The 18719-nt window shown below is 39.9% G+C and carries 12 protein-coding genes; 6 read left to right on the forward strand and 6 right to left on the reverse strand.

The genetic code is table 11. The features are described from left to right. Positions 1-427 precede the first annotated feature (427 nt). The 3 genes from L6773_RS20295 to L6773_RS20305 all read left to right on the forward strand — a co-directional run bounded on the left by L6773_RS20295 (position 428) and on the right by L6773_RS20305 (position 7352). A complete protein-coding gene (locus L6773_RS20295) occupies positions 428-1936 on the forward strand; it encodes a CehA/McbA family metallohydrolase (protein ID WP_237856464.1) in 1509 nt (502 codons plus the stop codon). Positions 1937-2499: 563 nt separating this feature from the next. Continuing rightward, positions 2500-5502, forward strand: a complete 3003-nt coding sequence (locus tag L6773_RS20300; protein WP_237856465.1) for a SusC/RagA family TonB-linked outer membrane protein — start codon at positions 2500-2502, stop codon at positions 5500-5502. Positions 5503-5606: 104 nt separating this feature from the next. Further along, positions 5607-7352, forward strand: a complete 1746-nt coding sequence (locus L6773_RS20305; protein ID WP_237856466.1) for a RagB/SusD family nutrient uptake outer membrane protein — start codon at positions 5607-5609, stop codon at positions 7350-7352. Positions 7353-7849: 497 nt separating this feature from the next. Here L6773_RS20305 and L6773_RS20310 read toward each other — a convergent pair whose 3' ends face one another. Together L6773_RS20310 and L6773_RS20315 are read right to left on the reverse strand one after the other, a co-directional pair. After that, complete coding sequence (locus tag L6773_RS20310) at positions 7850-8746, reverse strand: TIM barrel protein (protein WP_237856467.1); 897 nt, start codon at positions 8744-8746, stop codon at positions 7850-7852. 24 nt (positions 8747-8770) lie between these two features. Continuing rightward, positions 8771-10252 carry a CoA-acylating methylmalonate-semialdehyde dehydrogenase gene (locus L6773_RS20315; RefSeq protein ID WP_237856468.1) on the reverse strand — a complete coding sequence of 494 codons (1482 nt, stop codon included), beginning with the start codon at positions 10250-10252 and terminating at the stop codon, positions 8771-8773. Between the two features lie 223 nt (positions 10253-10475). Here L6773_RS20315 and L6773_RS20320 point away from each other — a divergent pair, with 223 nt between their 5' ends. The 3 genes from L6773_RS20320 to ppgK (L6773_RS20330) all read left to right on the forward strand — a co-directional run bounded on the left by L6773_RS20320 (position 10476) and on the right by ppgK (L6773_RS20330) (position 13707). Next, a complete protein-coding gene (locus tag L6773_RS20320) occupies positions 10476-11510 on the forward strand; it encodes a LacI family DNA-binding transcriptional regulator (protein ID WP_237856469.1) in 1035 nt (344 codons plus the stop codon). A 357-nt stretch (positions 11511-11867) separates the two neighbouring features. Beyond that, positions 11868-12626 (forward strand): polyphosphate--glucose phosphotransferase, encoded by a 759-nt coding sequence (gene ppgK / locus L6773_RS20325; RefSeq protein WP_237856471.1) that lies wholly within the window; start codon positions 11868-11870, stop codon positions 12624-12626. Between the two features lie 337 nt (positions 12627-12963). Beyond that, positions 12964-13707, forward strand: a complete 744-nt coding sequence (gene ppgK / locus L6773_RS20330; RefSeq protein ID WP_237856473.1) for a polyphosphate--glucose phosphotransferase — start codon at positions 12964-12966, stop codon at positions 13705-13707. A 129-nt stretch (positions 13708-13836) separates the two neighbouring features. On the opposite strand, the gene L6773_RS20335 is transcribed toward ppgK (L6773_RS20330), so the two are convergent. The 4 genes from L6773_RS20335 to L6773_RS20350 form a co-directional block, all read right to left on the reverse strand. Then, positions 13837-14655, reverse strand: a complete 819-nt coding sequence (locus tag L6773_RS20335; RefSeq protein ID WP_237856475.1) for a dioxygenase family protein — start codon at positions 14653-14655, stop codon at positions 13837-13839. A 221-nt stretch (positions 14656-14876) separates the two neighbouring features. After that, positions 14877-16220 (reverse strand): APC family permease, encoded by a 1344-nt coding sequence (locus L6773_RS20340; protein WP_237856477.1) that lies wholly within the window; start codon positions 16218-16220, stop codon positions 14877-14879. Between the two features lie 111 nt (positions 16221-16331). Further along, positions 16332-17561 (reverse strand): MFS transporter, encoded by a 1230-nt coding sequence (locus L6773_RS20345; protein ID WP_237856479.1) that lies wholly within the window; start codon positions 17559-17561, stop codon positions 16332-16334. A 90-nt stretch (positions 17562-17651) separates the two neighbouring features. Further along, positions 17652-18434: a hypothetical protein gene (locus L6773_RS20350; RefSeq protein WP_237856488.1), complete on the reverse strand. Its 783-nt coding sequence runs from the start codon at positions 18432-18434 to the stop codon at positions 17652-17654. Between the last annotated feature and the right edge of the window lie 285 nt (positions 18435-18719).

The raw sequence follows: 18719 nt of genomic DNA on the forward strand, positions 1-18719 counted from the left end.
CAGAAAGTACCCGGATATGAAGGCTGGTGGGATGTGCCGGTGGCCGAAGTGGCGGAAACCGAATCTGCACAAAAAGCCCGAAAGCAGTACGAAGAAGCCCGAAAACGACAACGGGATTACTTTAAACAATCGAAATAGTTAGAAACTTGAAAGGTTTAAATGTCATAAAAAAAATCAGAAGTGAGCCTAACCACTTCTGATCTATATTCCCCACCGTAGCTTGGGGATGTACCATAAAGCGGGTTGTTGCGTGAAAGCAACAACCCGAATTTAATTATAAGATAACATACCAATTAACGTGACTTATCATAAATATTCAATCTTAGTCTTGAATATTTTTAGTCAGGTATCATTGCAGTGTAAAATAAAGGCTTTTCATTCAATTTCGGCTTAAGCAAATACCAATAGAGAATAATAATCATTCGAAATGACTGTGAACAATACCCATTCTATAATTCTACATCTCTTGGTAATCATCGTCACAGTATTGGGAATCAGCAATAAAAAATCAGTAGACCCATTAATTCGTTATGAAAAAAGTACTGTAACTGAGATTAAGATTGTAGGGGTAGCATTACCAGATGATGCGCTTACCTACCGACTGGAACCTTTTCATGTTCCGGATGGAGTGGGGGCAATAGAAGTGAGTTTTCAATATGCCGGAAAGAATGATTTTTCAGAGATGGAAATCGGGCTATATGATCCCGAAAGATTTCGAGGGACAAGTCGGTTTTCAAAGGATTCATTCTATTTAAGTTCGATTCGGGCAACAGCGTCATATATTCCCGGCCCGATTATCAGCGGAGAATGGAATATTTCCCTGGGATTTCCGACAATCAATAAAAAAGCTGAATATGAGGTAACAATTCGCTTAATCCCAAAAGATCATATTGAATTTACAGGCCCTTCAGAAACTACTTTAAAAGAAAATGAACAATGGTATCGGGGTGATTTTCATTCACATACAGGTCACAGCGACGCCTTTGGATGTGAGGATTTAGACGGTAACCGGGGACCCTGTCAAGTCTACCAAATCGTTGAGTCAGCTAAAAAAAATGGACTCGATTTTGTAGCAATAACGGATCATAATACGGTAAGTCATCATCAAGATATGACAGTAATCCAGCCTTTATTCAAAGACTTACTGTTAATAAGAGGGCAAGAAGTTACTACTTTTTATGGCCATTCAAATGTTTATGGTACTAGTATACCTTTAGATTTTAGAGTTGGGTTCGAAGGTCAAACCTTTGAAAAAATACAACAAGTGGCTGAGGAAGCGGGTGCATTATTATCAATTAATCACCCGGGACGTGAAACGGGAGCAAACTGTACCGGTTGCGGGTGGAGTGCTGAAAATACTGATTACGATAAACTTGAAGTTGTTGAAATTGTGAATGGAACAAATGTTGAGAATGAAATTGCAGGGATTCCCTTTTGGCACCATTTATTAAATAAAGGTTATAAAATTACAGGTATTGGTGGGAGCGATGTTCATTCGGCCGGGTTCGGTGATTCTCAACCCGGAACCCCGACTACGATGGTTTACGCAAAAGAGTTATCCGAAAAGGCAATTCTGGATGCTGTGAGAAAAGGCAATGTTTACCTTAAAACCATGAGTTCGAATGGGCCGGATATTTCCTTTCAGATTTCTTCTGAAGACAAATCTTGGTCGATGGGAGAAACCATTGATTTAAACTCAATGAAAAGTAATTCTCTTGAGATAGTAATAGAGTATTCACATTCCGAAAAACAGCAGCTGGAATTAATTTTTAACGGCGAACTATTCGACCCGGAAATAAAGCAATATAAAGAAAGTGAGCATACCTATAGATTGATTGGTGTGATTTCGAATCCGGGAAGGGGATGGTTGCGTTTTAATTTGCGTGATAAGACAGGAAGAATTACGGTAGTCTCTAATCCTGTCTATTTAGAGTAAAAAGCTTTTCGCTAGGGTATTAAGTCTATTAATTCTTAGAAGAGGAGTTAAGTTTAACGACAATCTTAGGAGTACATTTATTGCATTACACATGGAAAAGTGATTCTAAATTCGGTTCTAGTTCACTCATTTTAATACACTTATCCATTAATACTTGTGGCGGTTATAAATTAAAAAAAATACATGTCAACCTATTCCATACGATCATTTTAAACAATTGGAAATAACTTATTTGAGAAATTAAGTTGCTTTTTCAAGGCATTTTTTTTAAATACTTATGAAAACGTTTTCAAGACCATTTTGCCAGTTGTTCAGGAAGGGTGATTGTCTGGAGATGGTAACGTTTTCAATTTTATTAACAATATGGTTACAATCTGATAACTATAGGGGTATTACTATTTCATAACATTCTACCTAAAACTAACAGCAAATCAATAAACGCTTACAGTAAACAACACTGAAAGCACTATTTATTGAAAAAAAGGTCGTTCATTCGTCAAGTCATATTCTGATTTCACTGGATAACGATTGAATTCTAACAAAACATAAAAATGAATGGAGCTATGATACAAACAGAAGGATTACTTCCTAAACTCAAAAAGTTAAAGCTCGTTTGGCTTGCAGGAATTTTCTGCATATATGCCGGAATGGCACAAGCTCAAACGGTGAGTGGCGTAGTTACTGATGAACAAACCGGTGAAGAACTACCGGGAGTTAATATTGTTATCCAGGGAACAAGTACTGGAACAGCAACTGATGTAAACGGAGAATTTGAGCTTGATGTGCCTAATTTGAATGAAACTTTAGTGGTTTCTTATGTAGGTTATCAAACGCAAGAAGTGCCTATTAATGGCCGTGAGACTATCAATATAGCGTTAGTATCTCAAGCCTTTGAAACAGATGAATTGGTAGTAGTTGCATACGGTGTGCAAAGAAAATCAGATATTACTGGTTCTATCTCCCGAGCTACTTCTGAAGAATTCAACAAAGGATCTGTGGTAAACCCCGGACAGTTGCTGCAAGGTGTAGTTGCGGGTGTAAATGTTACAAGTGCCAGTGGTGAACCCGGTGCTGCTCAGGATGTAATTATTCGTGGGGTAGGTAGTTTACGGTCTGGTACTACACCACTTTACGTTGTTGATGGTTTTGTTTTAAATAACTCTTCTATTGGGGTTGCAACTAATCCATTGAATTTTATCAACCCAAGTGATATTGAAAGTATTGAAGTTTTGAAAGACGCATCTGCAACTGCTCTTTATGGTGCCAGGGCTTCAAATGGTGTAGTTGCTATCACAACTAAAAGAGGACAAGAAGGAGCTACCAGAATGAGTCTTTCGACTTCAACCAGCTGGTCGACAATGGCCAATAAAATTGACGTATTCAGCGCAAATGAATTTCGTAATCAGGTACCTCGGGTAGATGGTACTTTGGAAGATTTTGGTGCGAATACAGACTGGCAGGATGAGCTAACACAGACTGCGATTTCGAATGACATTAACTTCTCTTTGAGCGGTGCCGCTTCCGATAGATTTAACTACTTTGCGTCACTTGGTGTGCAAAATCAAGAAGGTATCTTGAAACAAAACGATCTCAGCCGTTATTCAGGTAGATTAAATATGAGCCAGACTGCACTGAACGGAAGGTTAAATGTTGACTACCATATCAATGCTGTTCGTACAGAAAATTTAAGGCCGAACAACACAAGTATGGTTGTAGATATGTTACAACTCAACCCAACCATACCTGTATTTACGGATGGTTCTCCAACTCAGCTGGATGAAATGTTAAATCCGGTTCAGCGATATGAAATATATTTAGATGAAGCCATAAATAACCGGGTTATCGCAAATATTGCTCCTTCGCTGGAATTGATTGACGGACTTCTCTATAAGCTAAATCTTGGAGTGGATTACTCTGTAACGAACAGGGATGTACAAACGTCTCCGTTTGCACTTTTGGAAGGTTTGGAAGATGGTTCCTTATCAAACTCTTATTTTAAAAACTCCAACAGTCTTGTGGAAAATACTCTTACGTATAATGTGGATGCAGATATTCACTCAGTAAATGTATTAGCCGGACATTCATACCAGGAGTTCTTCCTTGAGGCAAGGAGCATCAATATGGAAGGTTTCAGTAATAATGGAATTCAACCACGGTACCAGGACCAAACAAGCACTCAAATTAACCCAACCAATAAGTTTGCTTCTGCGGAAAAAAATAAACTGCAGTCATTCTTTGGAAGGGTAAACTATAGTTACGATAGTAAATATTTGCTAACCGCCACAATGCGGGCAGATGGTTCTTCAAAATTCGGTGAGAATAACAGGTATGGTTATTTCCCGTCATTTGCATTGGGATGGAACGTAACAGAGGAAGACTTTTTCAATAGCTCAATTATAAATAACCTGAAATTGCGGGCCAGTTGGGGACAGACAGGTAACCAGGAGATCCCGAGTAAAATTACAAAATTAAGCTATAGTGAAAGCAGAGGAGGAAATGACACTTACCCTCTAAATCCAAATGCAAATAATTTGGCTGACTATCCCTATGGAATCATATTTACACGTTTGGCGAATCCGGACATCCAGTGGGAGGTATCTACTCAAACAAACGTAGGTGTGGACTTCGAAATGTTTAATAGCCGATTGGTAGGTACATTAGACTACTACACGAAGATTTCCGACAACATTCTATTGGAGGTCGTACCTGCAGATCCAATTCAGCCTACATCCACTTTTTGGACCAACATTCCAGACATGGAAATTCAAAACTCTGGTGTTGAGTTAGGCCTTGAATTTAGAGGAGGTTCTTCTTCAAGAGACTTCCAGTATAGTATCGGGGGAAATATCTCCACCATTAATAATGAAGTAGTGAATTCACCTTATTCCGTATTGACCACAGGTGCAGCTCAGGGTGCAGGTCAGACCGGAGCTACTATTAATGGTTACATTAACGGTGAACCTATCGGTGCATTCTACATGTTGGAATTTGATGGAATTGGCCCCGATGGACTGAACCAGTTTGTGGATACGAATAATGACGGAGCAGTACTTGAGGATGATCGCCGTGTTGTAGGAAGTGCACTTCCAAACTTACTTTATGGAATTCAACTGAATGCAAACTATAAAGATTTTGGATTGGCATTAAACTTTAACGGTGCTTCCGGACATAAGATCTATAACCACACAAGAATGTCGATCTTCAACAAGGGTAACCTGGCATCAAGCTTCAATACTACTGATTTTGCCACAGAATTCCTTGATGAAGCTAATACCAACTCAAACACAGTTTCTACCCGATATCTCGAGAAAGGTGATTACTTACGTTTGAACAATGCAACAGTTTCCTACAACCTGAGACCTGAGTTAGTTGGTCTTGAGGGAGCAATTAGTGATTTGCAACTGACGTTAACGGGACAAAATCTGTTCACCATTACGGATTACTCAGGTTACGATCCTGAAGTAAATACGGGAACTACCATCGATGGTATACAGACCTTCGGAATCGACCGTTTTACGTACCCGTTTCCGAGAACGTTTCTGTTGGGCCTGAATCTTACATTCTAAAACTCTGAATTGTTGTTTCTAAATATGGTCTATTTTTTATCACATGAATCAACACTCAGACAAGACAAACAAAATTTCTTTCTAAAATTTAAATTCATTTAAAAATGAAAAATCGATTAATCACATTATTTATAGGTGTACTTATCGTAACTATTTCGGGATGTGACGTCCTGGATGAAAAAGTTCTTGACGAATCACTTACGGGAGCGGGTCAAGCCGAAGAAATTAGTGGAGCAATAGCTCCGGCTTATGGACAGCTCGCCTGGACCTGGAGACATACCAACTACTTTGGTTTGCAGCAGATCGCTTCAGATGAAGCTATTCTTCCCTATCGCGGAGGTACTGACTGGTTTGATGGTGGTAAATTTATTGCCGTACACCAGCATCTGATGACGCCCAGTAATGATCTTGTAACCAGTGGATGGAATGAAGTTACCAGAAATATTTCGAGGACAGTGGCGGCCATTGAGGTATTACGGCCACTATCTCAGAATGGGAACTCTGAAGCCACAGAAGCTCTGTATGAGATGATCGCACTGCGTGCCTATTTGAATATGTTGGCATTAGACAGCTGGGGACTGGTTTTTGAAAAAGAGACATCTGATGAAACATCAAGTCTTTTAAGGGGACAAGAAGCCATCGATTATATTCAGAGTGAACTGGAATCTGTGGTTGATGTAATCAATACAGACAGAGGCCCGGGCAGGTTTTCGCAAGGAGCAGTGTGGGGCATGATGGCTAGGTTAAACCTTAATGCGGCTGTATACAGAGACCCATATGGTACTCCAAATTTTACCTCAGAGGACATGAATAAGGTAATTGAGTACAGCAATAATATTATAAATTCAGGACGATATTCTCTCTCACCTGAATTTTTTGACATCTTTAAAGATTCAAATAACAGTAATCCAGAAGTGATATTTGCTGTCGATCAACGAGGTGTTTTAAATAATGAGCATAATCGCTGGGCTTACTGGTCGCTTGCCGGTGACTTATACCCAAGACCTGAGTGGCCCGGAGCGGATGGTACTGATGGTCCAGCAGCAACTCCGGATTACATTCAAACCTGGGTCGATGCATATGGCAGTGTAGAGGGGGCAGAGGCGGATGCCCGGTTTTATAAGGAAGAGACAGTTGTACCCGAAAATTTAAGGGATCTGACCGGAGTTTCTCCAGCAAATGATGAAGAACACTACTTTTGCGTTGCAGCTACCGAGTTTGAGGTAGATAAGGGATTTCTTCGGGATATTATCTGGGGGCCAAGAAAAGGAGATGGCGGGAACTTCCTTACATGCGATGACGGAGGAGTTAGAATTTACCCGGTCATAAACGAAAGAACCAGAGGTCAGGGAAATACTCAATATGTGAATCACACATTGAACGTAGATTTTACAAACGAAGGACGTTTGCATAACACGGGTTACCGCTTCTCAAAATATCAATGTAGCCGCACATCTGATGATTGTAACAACTTCAGCAGTGTGGATATTGTTCTGCTTCGATTAGGGGAAGTTTTCCTGATGAGGGCAGAAGCGAAATTTAGAAATGGTGATACAGCCGGTGCTTTAGAAGATTTAAACACACTCAGAGCTGCAAGAAATGCAAGGCTTGATCAAGTACCACCATCTTTATCATCCATCGACCTCGATATTTTATATCGTGAGTTAGGCTTTGAACTTTACTGGGAAGGACTTAGAAGAACGAACCAAATTCGATTTGGCAAGTATGAAGATTCCTGGACTGAAAAGTCTAACAGTGATGTCAACAGGCGATTGTTCCCAATTCCACAAAGCGCTATTGATGGTGCATCGAATGAGGAAGGTTACCTGGTTCAGAATCCCGGTTATTAATAATATAACTGCTTAAACCTTGTTAGAGGCTGTCTCAGTAATTTGAGACAGCCTCTTTTTTTGTCTGATTAAAAAGGGAATAAAAAGTCAATCGAATAACTTGACCTGAATAAGACAGTTATCAACTATCAGTCAGTTATGTCTGATCTGCAACTCTACCTTCATTTGATAACATTAGGTAAATCTTAAGAGTTAGATTTTTTGACTCTCCCGTACTAATGCACTGATTCGTTTTAAGAGAAGTAACTGTAAGAACAGAACGGGTTGATAGTAGGAGGGTAAACAGGTTGTTCCAGATCTATTATCGTCAGCATCGAATTATTTCGTTTAATCTATTCAGAACGAAATAAGAAGTTTCAATTGGTAAAGGGGAAAAGAGGGGTGCCCACTATCAATTCAAAGTTGTGATCTGAACGGTCTGAATATCGGGTTTTAAAGATCCCGAATTTTACCTGTCAGAAATCTATAAATTCGCGGCTTGCTACATTACAAGTATTCTAAATACCAATCGATTTTAAAAACTCGCGATTTCGTTGTGCACTCTCTTTTGGGCTTCCCATTCCCGGTAAAATATCTTGTTCAACAACGATCCATTCATCATAGTTTTGGTTTCTCAATTCATTCAAAATTGCCTGGAAATCAATGGATCCCTTACCCAGCTCACAGAAAATACCGTTTCCAACCGATTCAAAATAATCCCATTCATTTTCTACCGATTTATCATATACGGAACGATCCCAATCTTTAAAATGAACGTGGCTAATTCGATCGGAGAATTTGGCTAAACCACTGATCGGATCTCCTCCGCCAAATGCATAATGTCCGGTATCAAAACACAAGCCAATCAAACCCGGATCTGTTTGATTCATAAGTATCTCAATTTCATCCGGTGTTTCAACAAAACCTGCACAATGATGATGGAATACAGATTTCACACCTGTTTCCTCTAATATTCGTTTTGCAACAAAATTCACTCCTGTAGAAAATGTATCCCATTCAGATGCTTTTAGTCCATGTTCGGGTTGAATCCGACCGGCCATATTTTTTCGAATCGTGTTTTTTCCGTTGTCATCAGCAAGAACAATTCTTGCTTCATCAGGATTTATGGCACTCAAGAGAGCTGCTATCTGCAAGGCTTCTCTGGCCCCTTTTTCATGTTCAACGGGATCGATGAAGTTAACAGGAACAAAAGCACCAACGAGATCTAAATTTTTAGATGAAAGTGTCTCTTTTAGTAAGTCCGGGTCTGTTGGCATGAATCCCCAGTCACCCAGTTCAGTACCCACATACCCGGTTTCTTCCATCTCCGTTAATACCGTTTGATATCCAGCGGTTTTTCCCTCCAAACCAAATTCGAGTACTCCCCAGGAGCATGGTGCATTAGCTACTTTCATTGTTTTTAGAATATAGAAATAAGGTTAAAATTTTCGGCTCCAGTGGCTTGGCCATCTCTCAACAACCACTTTTTGTCTCGTGAAGAATTCAAAGGCATTTCGTCCCTGTCCGTGTAGGTCTCCAAAGAAGCTGTCTTTCCAGCCACTGAATGGGAAAAATGCCATTGGGGCAGCTACTCCAATGTTGATTCCAATATTTCCGGCTTCTGCATCGTATCGAAATTTTCGTGCAGATGCCCCGCTTGATGTAAAAAGACATGCCATATTTCCATAAGCACCGGAATTAACAAGCTCTATAGCATCTTCAACAGTATCGACATGCATCAAAGATAATACAGGGCCAAAGATTTCAGTTGTTGCTAATGGATGATTTGCAGGCAGGTTATCCAATATCGTTGGTTTGATGAAATAGCCTTTTTCCAGATCTGCACCCTTTGGTTTTCTGCCATCGACCAAGACATCAATATCACCTGTAAGTTGATCTGCAAGAAGTTTTTCAATTCTTGAACGGCTTTGGGCAGAAATAACCGGTCCCATCTGAGTCTCTTCATTTAAACCGTATCCCACATTTAAAGATTTTGCCCGATCACTTAGAAGATCCCTGAACTTCTCTTTTGCATCACCGACAGTTACTGCAAGGGAGGCTGCAAGACACCGTTGGCCTGCACAACCAAATGCACTATCGGATACAATTTTTGTTGTCATCTCCGGGTCTGCATCTGGCAGAATAATAAGTGGATTTTTTGCACCACCCGAAGCTTGAACGCGTTTACCATGTTGAGCTGCTTTCTCATATACCTTTTTAGCAACCGCGGTAGAGCCTACAAAACTAATAGATGCCACATCGGGGTGTTCAATGAGATTGCTCGCCACATGATGATCTCCGTGAACCATATTAATCACTCCATCAGGTAGATCTAGTTCATCAATCAATTCAAAGATTAGGTTCATAGTATTCGGAACTCGCTCGGATGGTTTTACAATACATGAATTTCCAGCGGCAATTGCATAAGGCATGAACCAAAATGGAATCATAGCAGGAAAATTAAACGGGCATATGATCGCTGCTACGCCAATTGGCTGACGAATCATCATCTCGTCAATTCCATTCGCGATATCTTCGTTGTTATATCCTTGCAAGAGGGTGGGGGCACCACAAGCTACTTCAACATTTTCAATGGCTCTTCTAAGTTCACCTCTTGATTCATGTATCGTTTTACCACTTTCCATTGTGATGGTGCGGGCAATATTTTCAATATTTTCTTCAAGTAGATTTTTAAGCTTGAATAAGTACTGTATCCTTTCAGTTACAGGTGTTTCTCTCCAATCTTTAAAAGCAGCAGAAGCGTTATGAACAATTTTATTCACTACATCGGCAGAAGAAAGAGGAACGTTTGAAATTTTTTGAGTCGTTGCAGGGTTTATGACATCGAGCCACTCTCCACTTTTTGAATCAGTCCAGTTTCCATTTGTATAATTTCTCAGTTCAATAGAATTTTGCGACATGTATGGTACCGATTTAGATTACTTAATTGGTGAAATAAGAACTCTTCTGAATATTTGAAAACGTTTTCATAAAAACAAGTAAAATTCATTCTGAATTTCTCTATATTAGGACGTTAACTTTCAAATCATTGTGGGCAATCAATTTACTTTTACCGGATTGGAAATTCCGTTAAAAAAGTTTAGAAAACGTTTACATTTAATTTTATCAATCAAATAATATTCTATGGCAACCTTAAAAGAGGTGGCAAAAAAGGCTGGAGTCTCAATAACAACAGTTTCAAGAGTTATAAATGGATCATCAAAGGTAAATGGAGAGACCAGAGAGCGAGTACAAAAAGCCATGATCCAATTGGACTATCAGCCGAATCGTGTTGCACAGCGTTTACGTGCATCTAGCGGCCAGTCAAAACTTTTAGGATTAATTATTCCGGATATCCAAAATCAATTCTACTCAAATATTGTAAGGGGAATTGAAGATGTAACTTATGGGCACGATTATGCAGTAATTTTATGTAATTCGGATGAGAACCCCAATAAAGAGCGATTTTACCTTGAGGTCCTAAAATCAGAATCTGTTGATGGAATCATACTTCCGCCTATTCACCAATTTGGCGAAGAGATTGAAAGTATTATTGAACTCGGTATTCCTATTGTATGTGTTGACAGGAAGCTGATGCGCAAGAAGGTGGATACTGTTGTAATTGGCAATGAAAAAGGTGGGTATGATGCTGTGAGTCATCTCATTGAGCAAGGGCACAAAAAGATCGCTATTCTTACAAGTTCTCTTCAATTTTCTTCATTTGATGAACGACAAAAAGGATACGAGAGAGCCCTGAAAGAAAATGGAATTGAAATTGACAAACGCTTAATTAAGGAAGGCGATCCCAGAAGTTCTGAAACAGCAAGAGAGTTAACCGATGAACTTCTTAGTTTAGACTCCCCACCCTCGGCAATTTTTGCAACCAATAACTTAATGACACTGGGAGTTCTTGAATCTGTTAACAAGCATGGAATGCAAATTCCTGATGATATATCTATTGTTGGTTTTGATGATCTGCCCTGGGCGAAAGCTATCTCTCCTCCGCTTACAACTATTAAACAACCTGCCTATGAAATGGGACAGAAAGCGGCAGAACTGTTTTTTCAGCGAGTAGAGAATCCATCAAGAGAACCAGAAGTAGTTATCATGGAGCCAAAATTAATTGTCCGGGAATCTACAGCTAAACTTGTAAATGCGCAGGTTAAAGATACAGAATAGAAATTGACAGGCTTGAAAAACTTACTTATTCCATAAATTCGAGTTTGCATACGGTAAAAAAATTATTCTTGCCTTTTAACCTTCGACAAAGGTTTCTTTCCCGGCGAATATTATTTATTAAATCATCTGCTCCAGATGCGCTCTTAGAAAGGTTTCACAGAAATTTTATTGTATACCGGTTCACTACCGGAACTTTTCATGGTTTCAGGTAAACAAGCCTGTTTATAATCAGACAAATTTATTATTGTTACTACTTCTGAGATTTATACTTAATAGATTTTTTTAAGCTGTTAAATGGTAGATATAAAACTCGTAATTCATATTTCTAATTCTCTCACTTCTTTACTATAATTGTCCATGGAATTTTTAGGAATTGATGTTGGTGGTACAGGTATAAAGGGGGCAATTGTTGATGTTAGAACAGGTGAACTTGTCACCGAAAGGTATCGTTTGCTTACACCAAAGCCGGCCACACAACCTGCTGTAATTGAAACCATAGAAGCTGTTATTAGTCATTTTGACTGGCACGGGCCTGTAGGTTGTGGATTTCCGGCAGCAGTAAAAGATGAAATTGTTAAAACAGCTTCTAAAATTGATAATTCATGGATCGGAGTGAATGCTTCGGCTCAAATTGAAAAAGAAACAGGCTGTCCAACCCATCTCGTAAATGATGCAGATGCTGCCGGATATGCAGAAGTAGAATTTGGAGCCGGTAGGAATATCAACGGAACCATATTTATGGCTGCTTTTGGAACCGGAATTGGAACTGCGGTTTTTCATAATCAACAGTTGGTTCCCAATACAGAATTAGGACATATTCCACTGCACGGCATGGATGCTGAAGATTATGCTGCAAATTCTATCCGCGAAAAAAATAATTTGAGCTGGGAAGAATGGGGCGGGCGTGTTAATGAATATCTACAACTAATTGTTGATCTTTTTTGGCCCGATATTATCATCGTTGGCGGTGGAGTCAGTAAAAGTTTCCACGAATTTAAACCCTACATTGATGTGGATTCAAAAGTGGTTGCTGCCGAAAGCCGAAATCATGCGGGTATTATCGGTGCGGCACTCGCTGCTTCGGCGAAACACAGATATCTACATAAAGTTGAGTGATCGATGTTCTTACTGCATTTCATATTTGAGTTATCAGGAATATTGAAGGCTAATTTTTACAGGTAGAGAGAAGTTTTAAAACTCTGGTATTTTAAACTTGGACACTTCAATGTATGCGATTTTTTATGATTTAAAAGACTATTTGGTGTAGATCATAAAACAAATTCTGTTATCCAATCAGAAATACGAACCATTTTACTTTTTAAATATATCTGCAAGTTTGAGATTAATATAGTCAGGGTGTAAAGGTTGATGTTGACCTTGTTTTTTTGAAAATGTTTGAGAACAAAGAGATGATGTAAACTTCTTATTCAAAAACTCTTCACTACAATAAATCATGGAAATATTAGGAATAGACGTCGGTGGTTCAGGAATTAAAGGAGCAATTGTAGATATCAAAGCAGGTGAACTCGTCACAGATCGATATCGCATTCCTACCCCAAAGCCTGCAACTCCACAGGCCGTGATTGAAACGATTGAGGCTATTATAAGATATTTCGATTGGCATGGACCGGTAGGTTGTGGTTTCCCGGCTGCAGTTAAAGATGAAATTGTTAAAACCGCATCAAATATTGATAATTCGTGGATTGGGGTGAATGCATCAGCTCAAATTGAAAATGAGACGGGTTGCCCCACTCATCTTGTCAATGATGTGGATGCCGCAGGGTTTGCCGAGGCGGAGTTCGGAGCAGGACAAAACCGATACGGTACCATTTTTATGGCTGCATTTGGAACCGGAATTGGAACAGCCGTTTTTCACAATCAGCAATTGGTGCCCAATACAGAATTGGGCCATATTCCGATGCATAGCGGTGTTGCTGAGGATTATGCAGCGAATTCAATCAGAAAGAATAAAGATTTAAGCTGGGAAGAGTGGGGTGGTCGGGTCAATGAATATCTTCAGTTAATTCAGTTTTTGTTTTGGCCCGATATTATCATAGTCGGAGGCGGAGTCAGTAAAAAATTCAAAAAATTCAAACCTTACCTTGACCTTGATACAGAAGTGGTACCCGCGGAAAGTCGCAATCATGCCGGAATTATTGGTGCTGCTCTTGCTGCATCGGCAAAGCAAAGAGGGTAGGGCGGAGTTTTTCTTAAAATTAGTTGTGTAAGCGTATGAACCGCGGAATTGTGGGATTTCGCTGATTTGGACTGCTCTTGACTCCGTGTTAATCCAATATTCTGATGAATCGGTTTATCACACTAATGATCAGGCCGATTGCTCAATTCCAATTCTTCCCACGGATGTAAACATGCCATTGCCGGATGATTCTGTATCTATTTCAAGAAGAAGGCCATTGGCATCTCCTTGAGAAAGCACGATATCGGTATCAAAACTCATAGGTGATACTCCATGACTCTTGTAAGGAGGAAGGGTTGTATAGATCTCGTTTAAAACCTCTTCACGGAAGTAGAATTGGGTTGTTAACTGCTCCTGGGGACTCACCACAATTCTGGCATGAATATGCGGTACACGACCTGAATACCAGCCGGGAACAATTGTATTGAAGGTCACCCATCCGTCTGAATCCGTTCTTTGCATACCTCTCAAAAACCGAGAGTCATTTACAGGTTCAACGTGTGGCTGTCCATCTACAAAGGTTCCTTTTGTAGCGACTAATACAAATGTTTCCCATACATCGCGGCTCACCTCTTCCGGGTAACCGCTGTAAACCCCTTCAGCATCGCAATGCCAAATATCAACCAATGCGTTTTCAACGGGCGTACAATTCGGGTATCTCATAACTTGAAGCCGTAATTTTAACGGTTGTCCTTCCCGATCTTCCGTAACATTTGCGCGTTCCGGTGATGGATAGTAGAAAGGCCCTTCCTGCTGGCTGGAAGTCATCACACAAATATCATCATCAATTGTGGGTGAACTTGTAAGAAGTTCGGGATCAAATTCACCTGTAAATAAAAAACGATTTACCAGAGGCCGTCGCATAAACCATGCTCCCAATCCACCGATACCCATTGCTCCTAATCCTATTATAAATTTTCTTCTTCCGCTGCTTTTTTGTTGTCCCATTTGTCCCCTTTATTTATGTGATTTATAAAATGGATTGATTCAACAGTTCTAACGTATGGCCAATTTTCTACTGTTGAATCAACGTTTAATTCGGTAAGCGTACCCAAAACCTTCGGAGACTATTAAAAGCGTTCTGTAAGCTCCCATCTTTCACAATGCCTGCCCCGCGCTGGAAGTAATTAACACATTTTTGATTTAAAATAATAGGAGATTGAATTTATTTAACTGGAGGTAGCATATCTATCTCGTATCCAGCGAATTCCAAAGTAGATTACAGTAAGTACAGCAATTAATATCAGCATGGAATTGCGCTCCAGCCCATTTAAGTTAGATAGAAACCAAACAATAATTATAGAAGCTAATATTGGTACGGTGTACCCACCGGGTATTCTGAACGATTCAAGACTGGGAGGAGCTTTCTTGCGTAGTTTTATCACCGCAAGTGATACACCAAAATAAACAAGTAAAATAGATGCACTGGATACAACGGCAAGAGTTTCAAAACCTCCAAGGCTGGCAAGGATAAATGCGATAAATGCATAAACAATTATGGACAGGTAAGGTGTTGCAAATACAGAATGGATCCGTTTTAAAAACGGGATTGGGAGGACATCATCCCGAACGGCACCAAAAATGACCCGCGGTATACTTAACATTTCACTGCTCAGATTGCCGAACATAGACACAGCGGCACCAATCGAAATGAGGGTTAATCCAATCGGGCCAAATAGTTGGTTGCCTACTTCCGCCAACGGGTTTTCTTGAAATGATGCTAATGAATCTCCTAAAATTCCCTGAGAAACCGTTTGCAGAAGGATATATAATACCAACACCCCTGAAACCGCAATGAAGATTGCTTTTGGGACTGTTTTTTGAGGTTGTTTGATTTCACCACCCACAGAGAGTCCACTTTCGGCTCCCATGAAAGCAAAAAAGAGAATCAACGACATCTCTCCAACATTTTTAATTTCCGGTATTGATTGCCACTTCAGGTTTGCAATGCTGACATCCGTCCAACCTATCAAAACTAATACAAGGAGGGGGGCCAATTTAGCAACAGTTATTACGGCAACGAGTCCAATCCCCTGTTTTACACCCCGGATATTGATCCAGGCAAGTGAGCTGAAAACCACGAAAAAGAAAAGTGCCCTTAACCAATCATTTTGTAATCCCGGAATCCATCCGGAGAGAATATCAGCTACGGCATTGGCTACGGCGGCATCAGCACTAAATGCTGCGATAAGAAAAAGAATAGCTGTGAGAAAACCTGCATACGGGCCAAAAGCTGATTCAATATACGTATAGGGTCCGCCTGAGTCTGTTACTTCACTACCCACTTCGGCGAAACAAAGCATAATCAACGCAATTAATATCCCACAGAATAGATAGGCTATGATGCTGGCTGAACCTAATCCTGCAGCAACTATGGCAGGCAGTACAAATATTCCCGCCCCTACAACAATATTAACCATATTGGCACTTAGGCCCCAGACACCGATAGTGCGGTTCAGTCCCTCTTCTTTATGGAAGACAGAATCATTATTTATAGGTTGATTATAGGACATGGTTAGTTTTAGAATTATTTAGAATTTAGCTGCTCTATAGTCTTCAATCATTTCGACATTTACTTCAAAATAATTATTCGCATTGTGTCATAGCTTTTTATGGGATTGATATTATTTATTCACTATTGAAACCTGTGGACTTGAAACCGGTGATCGTAAATCAACATTTTTTAGAATACCGATAAAAATGATCACAAAAGCGATTCCTAAAACAGTTTCAGCTAAAAGCATTGTTTTAATTCCATATCCGTCATAAACCCAGCCATTCAAAGCCGTCATATAAACGGGTGAGATATTTCCAAAGGAGGAAAGAAGGGCATATTTCGTGGCAGCCATTCCCTTTCCGATTGCATGAAGAACAACAGCAGAAAAAGCTGCATATGCCACACCTATTGAAACCGCATAAACCAGAACCGAGATATTAAAAACAATCGGTGAATTTGGAGCAAGGTACATGATAAATGAGATAAGAGCCATAAAGCAACCCGCACCAAAATAGGCAGTCCATCTTCCAAAACGGTCTGCAATCCAACCTCCAATAATACAACCAATAACACTGGCAAATGCGCTGAAAACACCGACGATTAATGCGATATTATCAGCATTTACCTCCCAATTAAATGCAACGGATGACCAAAGTCCGGAAGCCGCTCCAACCCCAACGGGAGTGATAAACAAGGCTATACTATAGATAGCCAATTTATTTCTGAACAGAGCTTTTAGGTCAACAAAGATCAATGTGAACCGTTTTTTTAATTCTGTTTTTTGGGCTACAACTTGTGGTAAATAGGATAATGTAAACGCACAAAATAACATGGATACTGAAAGTACTAAAAGCGAAATATTTGATGAAAAATGTGATGCCAGCCATATACCTGCTCCGCCTCCAAAGCCGGTGCCTCCAAGATTTCCGGCTTGATACCAGCCGGCAGCTCGTCCTTTTTGCTCCTCTCTCACTGTTTTAGCCATGAATCCACCAACCGGGGCATTAGCAAATGAGGCGGCAACCTGGGATATGAAAACAACAAAGGTTAAGAGCAACTTAAATTCAGTATCAAAGGGTATAAGGTAGATTGAAAACAAAGAGAGAGCGGTGAGTGATACACCAATCAGGTACCACTTATGTAGTGAAAGTGTAAGATCCACAATGGGAGCCCAAAGAAATCGCCATAAGTTTGATGACAGTGCGACAGCAGTAATAGTAGCCGCTTCACCAACAGAGAATCCATTTTGAGTAAGAATGTAAGGAAGGGTAACTGTTATAAAACCGGTACTGATTCCCGAAGGTACTACAAGGAAGAAAAAGGTTACGGGGTGGGCAAATAAGTTTTTTGAATTCATAACGACTTAGTCCGTGTAAATCGGAAATAAAAAAGCCCCGCTAACCAAAACAAAGCGGGGCTTTATACCTCTTGATTTTTTTACTGCTCTTTATTCGTCCCCTTCAGAGTGACTCATCTCTTCATTGAGTCTAAAAATGTACATCCAGGAATTTTCAACTGAATTTTTATAATCTTCATAATACTCATCCCGAGTATCCTCACCTTCAGCTTCTGCTATGATGCTCCAGGCACTTTCAACAGGCTCATCCAATGCTTCCATATTTTCATATGGAAATACGTTCATATAATGAAATCCGTCTGGCCCACCGCCTTGTGACTCGTACCACATCGATCGTTTACTACCCTGAGATTCTTCAATAATCTCCATAACATCAGTGACCAATGAATTAAATATCATCCGGTCTTTTACACGGAAGTAAGCAACTTCAACAACGGTATTTTGTGAATCTCCCGGTGTTAAACTCCATTCTGGTTTTGTCCAGGAGAAATGATCTTCAACCTTTTCTACTGCCGGCATGATTAATTCAGCTGCTTGCCTGTAACAAGCCTGACCGGCCGGATCTTCAGCTGCGAAATCTGTCCAGCTTGCAGAGTATGATGTCAAGTAATAAACCGTGCCTTCACCATTCATTCGATACCACATATTCCATGTCCATTTACCGTCGTTTTCCAGGTAACAGGATTTCCATGTTTTTACACCTTCCTGGAATGCCAAATTATGTCCTGTTTTTATCGTGAACTCTGAAATACTCAGCAGCATCGGTTCATTTTCTGAATCGTCTTGAGCCTGCATATTTGTATTCATTCCCATGAGAATAATCGTACATGCCAAAAGTTGTATTGCCCATTTGCCAATCTTGGTCGTGTTCATAACACCGTCTATTTTTTGATTTGCCTACTCTTTGAATGGATTTTCAGCTTCGTCCAAATTTGTTAAGTTGAATATGGCATACGTGCAGGAATAAGTCTTGTACTTTTTGTTTAAATATTTGGACTTTTTTTAAAATGAAGGGAAAAAAGCTCTAAATATGCTCTAAAAGAGTATCTGAAATATTTGTTTTCATAGCTGTCCAAAACGTTTCTAAAGTTGGAAAGAATCTTTGTTTTTCGAATGTATGGTCAGATTTGGCGTAATTTTCAAAATTCAACCCCTGCT

The sequence above is a fragment of the Rhodohalobacter sulfatireducens genome (assembly GCF_022012475.1).
Lineage (GTDB): Bacteria > Bacteroidota > Rhodothermia > Balneolales > Balneolaceae > Rhodohalobacter > Rhodohalobacter sulfatireducens.